Origin of the sequence: Methyloceanibacter methanicus, assembly GCF_001723285.1 — a bacterium.
Classification (GTDB): Bacteria; Pseudomonadota; Alphaproteobacteria; order Rhizobiales; family Methyloligellaceae; genus Methyloceanibacter; species Methyloceanibacter methanicus.
In genome coordinates, this window is sequence record NZ_LPWG01000012.1 from 138,276 (window position 1) to 150,958 (window position 12,683).

Genomic DNA, 12,683 nt, shown 5'->3' on the forward strand with positions numbered 1-12,683 from the left:
GCCCTCATGCCCATCACCATTCCCGAGCTGAAAGACTGGACGTTCGCGGTCGACTTCGAGCGCATCGCCTGGGCCATCGCCGATCGCGAGGGCGAGAGCATGAACGCGCTGGGGCGCCGCCCCACCGAGGAGCTGGAGAAGATCGTCTCCGCCGTCGAGGGGGCCGAGGCGGGCGAGATCAAGGGCCTGGTCCTGATCAGCGCCAAGGACACGAGCTTCATCGCCGGCGCCGACATCAACGAGTTCGACGGCTACGACACCGAGGAGAAGATCAAGGACGCGGTGAAGCAGACGCTGGCGCTGTTCGATCGCATCGAGAACCTGCCCGTGCCCGTGGTTGCGGCCATTCACGGCTATTGCCTCGGCGGCGGGCTGGAGCTGGCGCTGGCCTGCCACTACCGCATCGCCGATCGCGAGGAGGGGACGCGGCTCGGCTTTCCCGAAGTCAAGCTCGGCATCTTCCCCGGCCTGAACGGGACCGTTCGCGCCATTCGCTCGGCGGGGCCGCTCGACGGGATGACCGCCATGCTCACGGGCAAGATGCTGCGCCCGACCGCCGCTCGCGCCATGGGGCTCGTCGATCAACTCGTCCCCACACGGCATAATCTCAGATGGGCCGCGCGCAAGGCGGTCCTCAAGAAGCTCCGGTCCAAGGGCGCGCCCTGGTGGAAGAAGCTCATGGCGAAGCAGCCGGTGCGCGGCCTCCTTGCCAAGCAGATGCGCGAGAAGACCGCGGCGAAGGTACGCGAGGAGCACTATCCCGCCCCGTTCCGGCTGATCGACCTGTTCGAGACCTGCGGCGACGATCCCGAAGCGATGCGCCTCGCAGAGACGGAGATGTTCGCGCCGCTGATGGTGAGCGATGCCTCGCGCAATCTCCGCCGCGTGTTCAAGCTGTCGGAGATGCTGAAGGCCGATGCGCCGAAGGACGCCTTCAAGCCGCGCAAGGTGCACGTCATCGGCGCCGGAACCATGGGCGGCGACATCGCCGCCTGGTGCGTCGCGTGCGGCATGCAGGCGAGCCTGCAGGATCTCGACGAAGCGCAGATCGGCAAGGCGCTGTCGCGGGCGACGAAGCTCTTCAAGAAGCGCGTGCGCGGCAAGACCGCCTTCGACTCCGCCGTGGCGCGCCTGATCGCGGACCCGGACGGCAAGCAGATCAAACATGCGGACGTGATCATCGAGGCCGTCGCCGAAAGGCTCGACGTGAAGCAGACGCTCTTCGTGGACATCGAAGGCAAGGCCAAGCCCGGCGCGGTGCTGGCGACGAACACCTCGTCGCTGAAGCTCGAGGAGATCGCCGCGCCGCTGAAGGACCCGGGGCGCCTCGTCGGCATTCACTTCTTCAATCCCGTGGCCCAGCTGCCGCTGGTCGAGGTGGTCCGGGGCGACGCGACCCGCGCGGAGGAGATCGGCAAGGCTTGCGCCTTCGTGACGGCGATCAACAAGCTTCCGCTGATCGTCAAGAGCTGCCCGGGCTTCCTCGTGAACCGCGTGCTCGCGCCCTACATGATGGAAGCCGTGCGGCTCTATCAGGAGGGCCAGCCGCGCGAGAAGATCGACCAAGCCGCGTTGAAATTCGGCATGCCCATGGGCCCCATGGAGCTGATGGACATGGTCGGCCTCGATATCTGCAACAAGGTGGGCGAGGAACTGTCCCTGGCCCCTGAGGGCGAAGGCTCCCGCGACAACGTCCTCGCCAGTCTCGTCAGCCAAGGCAAGCTCGGCAAGAAGACGGGGCGGGGCTCTACGAATGGGAGGATGGCAAGCCGAAGCGCGAGCCCATGGACTTCTCCGATACGGAGCTGACGCGCTTGGGCGAGAAGCTGGTCGCGCCGCTCCTGGCGGAAGCCGCGCGCGCGGAGGCCGAAGGCGTGGTCGCCGACGCCGATCACGTCGATGCCGGGGTCATCTTCGGCACCGGGTTCGCGCCGTTCCGCGGCGGCCCGCTCCATTACGCCAAGACCAAGGACGCCGCCGGGTCCGACCAGGCCGCGGCATGACGCACACATGATGCTGCAGATGATGCGCATAGGGCCGGAAGGAACGAGATGACGAAAACGGAATTGCGTCGCGTTGCGGTATTGGGCGGTGTCAGGACCCCGTTCTGCCGGTCCCATACGGCGTATGCGGAACTTTCCAATCTCGACATGCTGACGACGGCGCTGACCGGGCTCGCCGAGCGCTTCTCGTTGGGCGGGGCGCATATCGACGAGGTGGTGGGCGGCGCGGTGGTCACCCACGCCAAGGATTGGAACCTCGCCCGCGAAGCGGTCATCGGCAGCCCCTTGGCGCAGACCACGCCGGGCATCACCATGATGCAAGCCTGCGGCACCAGCCTTCAGGGGGCGCTCGGCCTCGCGGCCAAGATCGCGACCGGCCAGATCGAGTGCGGGATCGCCATGGGCTCCGACACGACGAGCGATGCGCCGATCGTGTTCCAGAAGAAATTCGCCAAGCGCCTCGTCGCAGCGTCCCGGGCCAAGAGCTGGGGCCAGCGCCTCGCCGCGTTCAAGGGCATGAGCCCCGGCGAACTCGCGCCGCTCCCGCCCGATACGCGCGAACCGCGCACCGGCCTCGGCATGGGTGAGCATTGCGAGCTGATGGCCAAGGAATGGGGCATCTCCCGCGAGGACCAGGATCTTCTCGCCTACGAGAGCCACAAGAAGGCCGCCGCCGCCTATGACAGCGGCTTCATGGACGATCTCGTGATCCCGTGCGCCGGCGTGTTCCGCGACAACAATATCCGCGAGGACATTTCGCTTGAGAAGATAGCCGAGCTGAAGCCGGTCTTCGACAAGCAGGGCGGCACCATTACGGCCGCGAATTCGACACCGTTAACGGACGGCGCCGCCACGGCGCTCCTGGCGAGCGAAGAATGGGCGGATTCCCGCGGAATTCCGGTTCAGGCTTATTTAACTTTGGGTCGTACTTCTGCCGTAGACTATGTCGAAGGTGAAGGGCTCTTGATGGCGCCGACTGTTGCTGTTAGCGACCTGCTGCAGCAAGCTGGCCTTGCTCTTCAAGACTTCGACTATTACGAGATTCACGAAGCTTTTGCTGCACAGGTACTCGCGACGTTGAAGGCATGGGAGTCGGAGACTTATTGCCGCGACAGGTTGGGGCGGGACGCGCCTTTGGGCTCGATCGACAGGACGAAGTTGAACGTCGAGGGCTCGTCAATCGCGATCGGGCACCCTTTTGCCGCCACAGGGGCGCGAATCCTGGCAGTTTTAGCCAAACTCCTGCATAATGGAGGTCGTAAAAGAGGTTTGATTTCAGTGTGTACCGCCGGAGGCATGGGCGTCGCCGCGATCCTGGAAGGGGTCGGAACGCCAAGCCCGGCGGGTGCGGTATAGAACGAGAGCGCACGAATCTAAGTGCTCCACCGCCGGATCAAGTGCCGGGTCCAACGAGGCCCGTCGGGGACAGGGAGTAACTGTGACACTGCCGAGGCGCGGCTCGCGATCCGCGTCTGACCCATGACGGAGGTTCTTATGCGGCACCATGTTTTCTCTGCGGCGATCGGTTTGGGCCTGGCCGCCGCTTTGCTTCCGGCGAGCGCCACCAGTGCACAGGCGGGCGATCCCAGCGGCTATTGGCGCAAGGCCAATCAAGGTCAGTTTCCGGCCAAGATGCAGCTCTATCGCTGCGGCGGCCGATCCATCTGCGTGAAGATCGCCTGGCTGCAAAATCCCCGCGACAGCAAAGGCCGCGTGCTGCAGGACGTGCGGAACGTCAATCCGTCTCTGCGGGGGCGTACCATCGAGGGCATGCACATCATTCGGGGCATGCAGCAGGCGAGTGCCAATCAGTGGAAGGGCACCGTCTACAACCCGGAAGATGGCAAGACCTATTCGGCGACCGTGACGCTGGTATCGTCGGGGAAGATCGTCCTGAAGGGGTGCGTCGCATCCTTCCTCTGCCGCGAACAGGTTTGGTTGCGCACGTCCGCGCCGCCGTCGCGCGAGGAGGAGAAGAAGCCGGAGCCTCAGGTCGAGGCCAAGGCAGAGCCTGAAGCGAAACAAGCCAGCGCCGACACGTCGGCCCGCAGCGGCACTTCGGACAGTGAAGCGACCGCTGCCGCTTCGGCCAGCAGTGTGGCCAATGCCGAGGTGCTCGCGCCTGCCGAGCAGCAGGACCTGCAGCCGGGCTATCAATATCTCGAAGGCTCCAAGACCAAACAGGACCCGGAGGGTTTCTCCGGCGAGAGCGTGTCGAGCATGTTCTCCATGGCGACGCCGCTTGAGTCCGGCAGCGCACAAACGGCCACCCGTTCGACACCGGCACCCGCGCGAGAAGCGCCGGCAGGACGGCAGGCCGCGGTGCCCCCGGCACAGGCGCCGGAGCCAGCGCCGCAGGAGACGGAGACGGCCGACCCGGCAACGGAGCCGGCGCCATCGCAATCTGCCGAAGCGCCGCCGTCGGAGGAATACGCCGAACCGCAGACGGAGGCGGACATCGAAGCTGGCCAGGGCGAAAGGCTGACCTGGCGGGAGCGGCGCCAACTGCGCCGTCAGAGGCGTCTGAAGGAATTGCAGGCGCAAGGCCAGAATAATCTCATTCCCTGGCTGCGTTAGGTTCGGGGGGCCGAGCGCGGGCTCGATGGCTTGGCATCCGCGCCAATGCCGCCGGAGCCAGTGCGGTTCGGACGCAGGTCTAACCCGGCCTCTTCTAGCCCGACCTCTCGGCGCGCAGCGCCTTCTTCGACAGTTTGCCGATCATTGTCTTTGGCAGTTCGTCGCGCAGCTCGATCGCCGTCGGCAGTTCGAGCTTTGAGAGCTTCGGCCGCAAGAACGTCATGAGGTCGACGACCGTCGCAAGGCTGTCCTCGTGCAGGCGGACATAGGCCTTTGGCGCTTCGCCGCGATAGGCGTCCGGGATACCGACGACGCAGCATTCGGCGACGGCCGGGTGTTCGTACAGAGCGTCTTCGATGCGGCGCGGATAGACCTTGAAGCCGGCGCTGTTGATCATGTCCTTGATGCGGTCGACGATGAAGATGAAGCCGTCCTCGTCCATGTAGCCAACGTCTCCCGTACGGAAGAACGGACCGACGAACGCCTCCGCCGTCTCCTCGGGCTTGTTCCAATAGGCGCTCATGACTTGCGGACCGGAGATGCAGATCTCGCCCGGCTCGCCCATGGGCATCTCCTGGGCCGGGTTCTCGAGCGACCGTATGGCGATGTCGGTGCGGGGCAGGGGGAGCCCGATCGAACTGTCCTTGCACGAGTCGAACGGATTGCACGTGGCCACCGGCGAGGTTTCGCTGAGGCCGTAGCCCTCCACGAGCGAACCGCCGATCAGCTTCTCGAACCCCTTCTTGACCTCCATCGGCAAGGCCGCGCCGCCCGAGATGCAGAACTGCAGCGAACTGAGGTCGAAACGCTCGATATTGCGGTGATGCAGCAGCGCTTGAAACAAGGTTCGCACGCCGGGCATCACCGTGGGGCGCAGCGTGCCGATGAGTTTCAGAACCCGGCGCAGCTCGAATTTCGGCATGAGGATGAGCTCCATGCCGCTGGCGATCCCGAAGGTCATCACCGTCGTCATGGCGAACACGTGGAAGAGCGGGAGCACGCCCACGACCCGGTCCACGACGTCCGGAGGACGTTGGCCCCACATCCGCACCTGCGATGTGTTGATGAAGATGTTGGCGTGGCTGAGCATGGCGCCCTTGGGCGTGCCCGTCGTGCCGCCCGTATATTGCAGGACGGCGACGGCCTCGGGCTTGACGTCCGGCCGCGTGAAGCGGCCGTCATTGGCAAGAAGATCGCGCTCGCGGACGATCTGGCGCCGCTGGCGCGAACGGCCCACCTTGGCGAGGCGGACCTTGCGCGTCAGCTTAAGCGCGACCTGCTTCAGCTTCGGCAGCAGCGATGCGAAGTCGGCGACCACGGCCTTCAGCAACCTGCCGTCGGCCAGCAGGGGCTCGATCTTCCCGAAAAGGAGCTCCAGGTCGAGCGTCACCATGATCTCGGTCCCGCTGTCCCGAATCTGGAACCCGATCTCCTCGACGCTGTAGAGCGGGTTGAAGTTCACGACCGTCCCGCCGGCTTTGAGTATCCCGAAGTAGTAGATCAGGTAGGTCGGAGAATTCGGCAGCAGCAGTCCGACTCGGGTGCCCTCGCGCACGCCGAGAGCGGCCAGGCCCTTCGCGGCCCGATCGGACAGTGCGCCGATTTCCGCATAGGTGAGGCGTCGGCCTTCGAAATACGTGCAGGCCCTTGTGCCGTGGCGCTGAACTGCCTCGTCCAGGAGGGTGTGGACGAGTCCCGGCTCGAACCGGGCCGTCCAGGACAGGCCGGCCGGGTACGATTTCAACCACGGTCGGTCCCGGGGAGCCGTTGCGGCCTCGATTGCCGCTGGATTTGCCTTGACGGCCATCTGCGTGACAGTAATTTGCCTTGCCAATCGGCGGGTTAGCTGGCTCGCGCCATGCTTTCGGGGAGGCAATTCGCCGCAAGCCCCGATTCTTGTATTATTGTAACACGGGGTTGGCACAGCGCGTGCTCACGCACATATGGGGCCCACAGATTATGCTGAAACGAAGGCGGGGGCAGGCGCAAAAACGCCCATTTTGTTAGCGATTAGAGCATATAGTATCGGACATCGAGCGAGTATGGCGCGGCTGGACTCGGCCTGTTTTTAAGTCTATTCCATTGCCTGACTTGCCCTCGAACTCGCTATGTTTTAGCCAGGGAACATTATATACGGACCCCTCAACGGGGCAGGGAGAGTGATATGGACGAGGTGGCCACCAAGATCATTGAGATTCTGCGGAAGAATATGAAGGATCCTTCCAAGGAGGTTACGCTCGAGACGCCTCTGAGCGACCTGGAGATCGAGTCCCTCGATCTGGCGGTGATTGTCTTTGATATTGAGGATACCTTCGGAATCGAAATTCCCTATAATGCCAACGAAGAAGTCGAAGCATTTGCGACGGTCGGCTCGGTTGTCGATCGCGTGAAGGGAATTATCGCAGAGTCGAAGGCCTCGGGCGCAGCAGCTTAGACCAGCCCAACCGCTCGGGAGCTTTCCGGGGTATCGGCCAGGCTTGGAGTTACGGCTTAGCACTACATGACACAGTCTAACGGACGCAGGCGCGTCGTGGTCACTGGCCAGGGCGTCGTTACGCCTTTGGGTACGGGCGTGAAAAGTTCTGGTCGGGACTGAAGTCTGGCACTTGCGGGATTCGCGAAGTCCAGAGCTTCGAGACCGACGAGCTCTACATCACCATTGCCGGTGAGGTTCCCGACTTCGACCCCAGAGAGCGCGAGCTGAGCAAGCAGCTCCTGATGGCGGACAAGTACTCGCAATATGCAGGCTGCGCGGCCCGCGAGGCCGTCGAGCAGTCCGGCCTCGAAACGCCGATCAGCGATGAAGATGCCTATCGTACGGCGTGCATCATCGGTTCGGGCGTCGGCGGTCTGACCACGCTCGAATTCTCCTACAAGATGCTCTTCAAGGAGAACAAGCGCGCGACCCACCCGCTGACGCTCCTGAAAGCGATCGGCTCGTCCGCGTCGGCCCATGTCAGCATCGAATACGGCATCAAGGGGCCGACCTTCGGCGTCGTCAGCGCCTGTTCGACCGCGACCCATTCGATCGGTGTCGTTTACCAGATGATTCGCAGCGGCCTGATCGACACCGGCATCGCCGCGCCGCGGAGGCCTCGCTCAACTGGGGCGCCACCCGCGCCTGGCAGGCCATGCGCGTCTTGAGCCCCGACGGGTTGTTTCCCTTCTCCAGACGCGGAACGGAACGGTTCTCGCCGAAGGGTCGGGCATACTCGTTTTGGAAGAATACGAGAAGGCCAAGGCGCGCGGCGCGCCGATCCTGGCCGAGCTCATGGGTTTCGGCATGACGGCGGACGCGGCCGACATGGTGAACCCGTCCATCGACGGCGCCTCGACGGCCATGAAGATCGCGCTGGACGATGCGCAGCTTGCGCCGTCCGATATCGATTACATCAACGCTCACGGGACGGCGACGGCCGTCAACGACGTCAACGAGACCCGGGCGATCAAGCACGTGTTCGGCAACGCGGCCAACAATCTGTCGGTCTCGTCGACCAAGTCCATGCACGGGCACACGCTCGGCGCCTGCGGCGGGATCGAGGCGGCAGCTCCATCAAGGCGATGGAAGAGAATTTCGTGCCGCCCACGATCGGGCTCCAAGAGGCGGACCCGGAATGCGACCTGGACTACACGCCGAATGAAGGCAAGAAGCGCGACGTCAACTACGTGATGTCCAACTCCTTTGCCTTTGGCGGCCTGAACGCCGTGCTCGTGTTCGGCCCGGCGCCGGCTTAGGGCGCTCCGGCAAAGTCCGCAGCCTCTCTGTTCAGTTTTTATCTGCCGACGTCTATCGGCCAAGCCACGCGAAGGCGCGCTGCAAGAACGCATGACCGTCCGCGCGCTGCCATTCGCCATGGGCCATGACCACGCGTTCGGCGGGCCAGCCAAGAACCTTCTCGCGGGCGGCGCGGGCCGGCGCGCGGGTCGTGAAGGACAGCCGCCATTCGCGCGGGGGCCCGGGCTTGCTGAGGGTGATGCCGTCGAGGGCGGCGAGCGGACGCTGCCACCACGACCAGTGCGTTTTCAGAAAGTCGGCGCTGAAGGCTTCGATGAGATCGGCCAGGATCGCGGTTTGCGACGGCCGGTGAAAGAACACCACCTCGTCCATCATGATCGACCCCCGGAACCAGGCCTGATCGATGTCCGGTTGCCAGGCCGCCGGCACGCTGTCCTCAAGCGGCGGTTCGAAGGGCAGCGCCGGAAAGCGCGCGATGGTGGAGGCCGGTCCCCAGAGCTTGGCCTCCGGATAGGCGGCGTGCCATTCGGGCAAATAGAGGTGATGGATCTTGTTGGGGCTGACGAGATGGGCGGTGCGCCCTAACGCATCGGCCTTGCCTTTGAGCGCGGCGTCGAGCTTGACCGGCGACCATACCCATAGATCGTTGTTGCCCAGCCGGGCGATCACCATCCGGGTCGGGTAGGGGAAGCTGTAGAAATCGACGATCGGGCCTTCGGCCAGCCACAAGCGATCGCCGACTTGCTCCAGCATCTTCAGATCAATCCCAATCCTCGGAAGCTCGCGTGACCTTGCTTGCCGACGATGATGTGATCGTGAACGACCACGCCCAAGGGCTTTGCCGCCGCCACGATCTGCTTCGTCATTTCGATGTCGGCGCGCGACGGGGTCGGGTCGCCGCTCGGGTGATTGTGCACCAGCACGATGGCGGTCGCGGAGAGTTCCAGGGCCCGCTTCACCACCTCGCGCACATAGACGGGCGTATGATCGACGGTGCCTTCCTGCTGGATCTCGTCGGCGATGATCTGGTTGCGCTTGTCGAGGAACAGGATGCGAAACTGCTCCTTGGCCTCGAATCCCATGGCCGCGCGGCAATAGTCGAGCACGCCCTGCCAGGACGACAGCACCGGCCGGTCCAGCACTTCGCCCCGCATGAGGCGCAGCGCCGCCGCCCGCACGAGCTTGATCTCCGTCACCGCCGCTTCGCCCAGCCCCGGCACTTCGAGCAGAAGATCGTCGGGCGCGTTCATGGCTTCGGCGAAGGTGCCGAACCGGCTGAGGATGGCCTTGGCCAAGGGCTTCGTGTCCCGGCGCGGCATGGCCCGGAACAGCACGAGCTCCAGAAGTTCGTAGTCGGGGAGGGAATCCGCGCCGCCTTCCCGGAACCGCTTCCGCAGGCGCTCGCGGTGGCCGAGATAATGCGGCTTGCCGGCCTCTTCGAACCCAATATCCGGGGCGGGCGTCTTGCCTTCCGAGCCCGTCTTGTCGTTGGAGCTCATCTTGTCGTTAGCGCTCATGGCGCCGAGTCCCGGTTCATCGCCCCCTTCGAGCGGCGCACGCCTAAGCGCGCACAGGCGGACGATCGAGCCCGTTCGGCGACAGGGTGAAAATCTCGCATCCCGTCTCCGTCACGCCGATCGTGTGCTCGTATTGCGCGGACAGCGACCGGTCGCGGGTCACGGCGGTCCAGCCATCGGAGAGGATCTTCACGTGGGGCTTGCCGAGATTGATCATCGGCTCGATCGTGAACAGCATACCGGGCTTGAGCGGCAGTCCTTCGCCCGGCTCGCCATAATGGAGAATGTTCGGCCGGTCGTGGAAGACGCGCCCCAAACCGTGGCCGCAGAAATCGCGCACCACGCCGCAGCGCTCGCCTTCCGCGTAAGCTTGGATCGCATGGCCGATATCGCCGGTCGTCGCGCCCGGCTTGACCGCTTCGATGCCAAGCATCAGGGCCCTGTGCGTCACGTCGAGAAGGCGCTCCGCCGCGCGGGAAATCTTGCCGACCGGATACATGCGGCTGGAGTCCCCATGCCAGCCATCGACGATGAGCGTGACGTCGATATTGAGAATATCCCCCTCGCGCAACGCGCGCGGGCCCGGAATCCCGTGGCAGACCACGTGGTTCAAGGACGTGCAGATCGATTTCGGGAAGCCGCGGTAGTTCAACGGCGCCGGAATCGCGTCGTGGGACATGGCGAAGTCGAACAGCAGGTCGTCCAGCGCCTCGGTGGTGACCCCGGGCTCCACATGGGAGACGAGCATGTCGAGGGCTTCGGCCACGAGCCGCCCAGCCTTCGCCATGCCGGCGAAGGCATCGGGGCCGTGGAGCTTGATTCTGCTGTCGCGCGCTGGCGCGGGCAATTTCGAGATTGGACATTGCTACGGATTATAGGAGGCGTTTCCGCTACAGCTAGTGGCAAATCGCCTCCGGTTCAAGATGGCGCCGTCACGCGGGCGGGGCCGGGGGCCTCAGCGGGATGGGGCGGGGCAGGCTCAGGCCCGCGAGGGAGAGGCTCGAAACCAGCGCCAAAGCCTCGACCCCGGACGCGGTCGCGCGCGGAAGGCCGCCGCATAGGCGGGGTCGATATCTCGCCAGCGCGACGCGTCCGCATCGCCGCGCTGCACGAAATAGACCATGACCGCCCGGCGCCGGCCGCCACCATCCCGGAGAGCGCGGCCAAGTGCTTGGCGCCCCGCGCCGTCACCGAATCCGGGAACTCGGCCAGCCCCGCTTCGCGCATCAAATGCACGTTCTTGATCTCCACGTAGCAGGGCGGGCGCGCCTCGTCTTCGAGCAGGATGTCGATCCGGCTATTGCCGCCATAGCGCACTTCGCGGCGCAAGAGCATAGCCGGAGAGTTCGGGAACGAGGCCGTTTTGAATGGCCGCGGCCACCGCGCCGTTGGGGCTCGACGTGTTGATGCCCACAAGCGTGGCCCGCGCCCGAGATCGACCTCGATCAGTTCCCAAGAGTAGGCCAGCTTCCGTTTGGGATTGTCGGATCGCGACAACCAGACGCGCGCGCCGGGGTCCGCGAGCCCCAGCATCGACCCGGGATTGGCGCAATGGGCCGTGACCGTCTCGCCGGTGACCAGTTCGACGTCGGAGAGAAAGCGCTTGTAGCGCCGGATCAGCCGGCCCTCCACAAGCGGGGCAGAAAACCGCGTAAGGAGCATGGCGCAACCCTAGGAAAGCCTTTGCACCGCAGCAAGCAGCGCCTCCCGGCCATCCCCACTAGACATGGGGGCGAACTTCCCATTCACTCCCGGGCATGATCGAGGAGCCCGGACCGTCCGACACCGTCACCGCCGCTCTCGTTGTGATCGGCGAGGAGATCCTCTCCGGCCGCACGAAGGACACCAACACACCCTATATCGCGGCGCATCTCTCGAACGCCGGCATCGCGCTGCGCGAAGTCCGGATCGTCGCCGATGTCGAGGCCGAGATCGTGGACGCGGTGAACGCGCTTCGGCAGCGCTACGCGTATGTGCTGACGACAGGCGGGATCGGTCCCACCCACGACGACGTCACCACCGATGCGATTGGCCGGGCCTTCGGTGTCCCGGTCGCGATCAACGACGAGGCGGTCGAGGCCATGCGCCTGCAATACCGCCCGGAGGATCTGACCCCGACGCGGCTCAGGATGGCCCGCATTCCCCAAGGGGCGGCGCTGATCCACAATGCGGTCTCGCGCGCGCCCGGCTACATGATCGAGAACGTGATCGTGATGGCCGGCATTCCGGGCGTGATGCAGGTGATGCTGGACGAGGTCATGCCCCGCCTTGCAAAGGGGCGTCCTCTTCAAGCCCGTTCGGTGCGGGTGAGCGCGCCCGAAAGCGAAGTCGCCACGCCGCTCGCCGCGCTGCAGATGGCCTATGCCGATGTACAGATGGGGTCCTATCCGTTCTTCGAGCACCGGCGCTACGGCACCTATCTCGTCCTCCGTTCCGCCGACGACGACAGGCTCGCCGAAGCCCTCGAGGCGCTTTGGCGTCTCATCGCCGAACACGGCTTTGCCGCGAGCCAAGTCGAAGAATCTTAACGCGGCCGTCCAACGCGACACGATTCGAATCATCTCGGGCCGCGATTTGCCCGTCTCTCAAAGCTGTGGAAATTTCTGCGCCGCGAGGCCCTTTGGCACGTCCGGTGCGCCCATTTCTGACACAGGCGCCCATGCGATTCGCACGGACGCCGCCATGGCGAGAGGCCCTCGGCCCGGCTGTGCGGCGCACGATACCGGCCGGCGCATGTACGTTCGCCGCAAGGGCCGTGTGCACACGACCGAAAGTCACACAGGCTTATTGTGCGTATACGGATTGTCGAACGTGGATGTGGCAGTTCTGCCGCCGCGCCGGCGTCCGCCG

Annotated in this window: 13 protein-coding genes; 8 read left to right on the plus strand and 5 right to left on the minus strand. The window is 64.8% G+C overall.

Annotation, left to right across the window (positions count from 1 at the left end; genetic code table 11):
• Positions 1-6 precede the first annotated feature (6 nt).
• The 4 genes from AUC68_RS10340 to AUC68_RS10350 all read left to right on the plus strand — a co-directional run bounded on the left by AUC68_RS10340 (position 7) and on the right by AUC68_RS10350 (position 4,580).
• Positions 7-1,809 carry a 3-hydroxyacyl-CoA dehydrogenase NAD-binding domain-containing protein gene (locus AUC68_RS10340; RefSeq protein WP_244500484.1) on the plus strand — a complete coding sequence of 601 codons (1,803 nt, stop codon included), beginning with the start codon at positions 7-9 and terminating at the stop codon, positions 1,807-1,809.
• Positions 1,785-2,003, plus strand: a complete 219-nt coding sequence (locus AUC68_RS17790; protein WP_244500485.1) for a hypothetical protein — start codon at positions 1,785-1,787, stop codon at positions 2,001-2,003. The genes AUC68_RS10340 and AUC68_RS17790 overlap by 25 nt, the downstream gene beginning before the upstream one ends.
• A gap of 48 nt (positions 2,004-2,051) precedes the next feature.
• Positions 2,052-3,359, plus strand: a complete 1,308-nt coding sequence (locus AUC68_RS10345) for an acetyl-CoA C-acetyltransferase (protein ID WP_069437572.1) — start codon at positions 2,052-2,054, stop codon at positions 3,357-3,359.
• 171 nt (positions 3,360-3,530) lie between these two features.
• Positions 3,531-4,580, plus strand: a complete 1,050-nt coding sequence (locus AUC68_RS10350; RefSeq protein WP_158008293.1) for a DUF2147 domain-containing protein — start codon at positions 3,531-3,533, stop codon at positions 4,578-4,580.
• 94 nt (positions 4,581-4,674) lie between these two features.
• Here AUC68_RS10350 and AUC68_RS10355 read toward each other — a convergent pair whose 3' ends face one another.
• Positions 4,675-6,324 carry a long-chain-fatty-acid--CoA ligase gene (locus tag AUC68_RS10355; protein WP_244500486.1) on the minus strand — a complete coding sequence of 550 codons (1,650 nt, stop codon included), beginning with the start codon at positions 6,322-6,324 and terminating at the stop codon, positions 4,675-4,677.
• A gap of 420 nt (positions 6,325-6,744) precedes the next feature.
• Here AUC68_RS10355 and AUC68_RS10360 point away from each other — a divergent pair, with 420 nt between their 5' ends.
• The 3 genes from AUC68_RS10360 (at position 6,745) to AUC68_RS17800 (ending at position 8,250) form a co-directional block, all read left to right on the plus strand.
• Positions 6,745-7,014: an acyl carrier protein gene (locus tag AUC68_RS10360; RefSeq protein ID WP_045366578.1), complete on the plus strand. Its 270-nt coding sequence runs from the start codon at positions 6,745-6,747 to the stop codon at positions 7,012-7,014.
• A gap of 158 nt (positions 7,015-7,172) precedes the next feature.
• Positions 7,173-7,724, plus strand: a complete 552-nt coding sequence (locus AUC68_RS17795; RefSeq protein ID WP_244500506.1) for a beta-ketoacyl synthase N-terminal-like domain-containing protein — start codon at positions 7,173-7,175, stop codon at positions 7,722-7,724.
• Between the two features lie 73 nt (positions 7,725-7,797).
• A complete protein-coding gene (locus tag AUC68_RS17800) occupies positions 7,798-8,250 on the plus strand; it encodes a beta-ketoacyl-[acyl-carrier-protein] synthase family protein (RefSeq protein ID WP_244500487.1) in 453 nt (150 codons plus the stop codon).
• 117 nt (positions 8,251-8,367) lie between these two features.
• Here AUC68_RS17800 and AUC68_RS10370 read toward each other — a convergent pair whose 3' ends face one another.
• The 4 genes from AUC68_RS10370 to sfsA all read right to left on the minus strand — a co-directional run bounded on the left by AUC68_RS10370 (position 8,368) and on the right by sfsA (position 11,495).
• A complete protein-coding gene (locus tag AUC68_RS10370; protein WP_069437575.1) occupies positions 8,368-9,069 on the minus strand; it encodes a DUF4336 domain-containing protein in 702 nt (233 codons plus the stop codon).
• Between the two features lie 2 nt (positions 9,070-9,071).
• Positions 9,072-9,815: a RadC family protein gene (radC, locus tag AUC68_RS10375; protein WP_069437792.1), complete on the minus strand. Its 744-nt coding sequence runs from the start codon at positions 9,813-9,815 to the stop codon at positions 9,072-9,074.
• A 61-nt stretch (positions 9,816-9,876) separates the two neighbouring features.
• A complete protein-coding gene (map, locus tag AUC68_RS10380) occupies positions 9,877-10,620 on the minus strand; it encodes a type I methionyl aminopeptidase (protein WP_083240685.1) in 744 nt (247 codons plus the stop codon).
• A gap of 131 nt (positions 10,621-10,751) precedes the next feature.
• Positions 10,752-11,495: a DNA/RNA nuclease SfsA gene (gene sfsA, locus AUC68_RS10385; protein ID WP_083240628.1), complete on the minus strand. Its 744-nt coding sequence runs from the start codon at positions 11,493-11,495 to the stop codon at positions 10,752-10,754.
• Between the two features lie 95 nt (positions 11,496-11,590).
• On the opposite strand from sfsA, the gene AUC68_RS10390 reads away from it, so the two are divergent.
• Positions 11,591-12,361 (plus strand): competence/damage-inducible protein A, encoded by a 771-nt coding sequence (locus tag AUC68_RS10390; protein WP_069437577.1) that lies wholly within the window; start codon positions 11,591-11,593, stop codon positions 12,359-12,361.
• Positions 12,362-12,683: the final 322 nt, after the last annotated feature.

What these genes read in the sequence shown, in the direction of transcription:
- AUC68_RS10360 (WP_045366578.1), top strand. Translation starts at nt 6,745, where the DNA reads ATGGACGAGGTGGCCACCAAGATCATTGAGATTCTGCGGAAGAATATG.
- AUC68_RS10390 (WP_069437577.1), top strand. Translation starts at nt 11,591, where the DNA reads ATGATCGAGGAGCCCGGACCGTCCGACACCGTCACCGCCGCTCTCGTT.
- radC (WP_069437792.1), bottom strand. Translation starts at nt 9,815, where the DNA reads ATGAGCTCCAACGACAAGACGGGCTCGGAAGGCAAGACGCCCGCCCCG.
- sfsA (WP_083240628.1), bottom strand. Translation starts at nt 11,495, where the DNA reads ATGCTCCTTACGCGGTTTTCTGCCCCGCTTGTGGAGGGCCGGCTGATC.
- AUC68_RS10345 (WP_069437572.1), top strand. Translation starts at nt 2,052, where the DNA reads ATGACGAAAACGGAATTGCGTCGCGTTGCGGTATTGGGCGGTGTCAGG.
- AUC68_RS10340 (WP_244500484.1), top strand. Translation starts at nt 7, where the DNA reads ATGCCCATCACCATTCCCGAGCTGAAAGACTGGACGTTCGCGGTCGAC.
- AUC68_RS17790 (WP_244500485.1), top strand. Translation starts at nt 1,785, where the DNA reads ATGGACTTCTCCGATACGGAGCTGACGCGCTTGGGCGAGAAGCTGGTC.
- AUC68_RS10370 (WP_069437575.1), bottom strand. Translation starts at nt 9,069, where the DNA reads ATGCTGGAGCAAGTCGGCGATCGCTTGTGGCTGGCCGAAGGCCCGATC.
- map (WP_083240685.1), bottom strand. Translation starts at nt 10,620, where the DNA reads ATGGCGAAGGCTGGGCGGCTCGTGGCCGAAGCCCTCGACATGCTCGTC.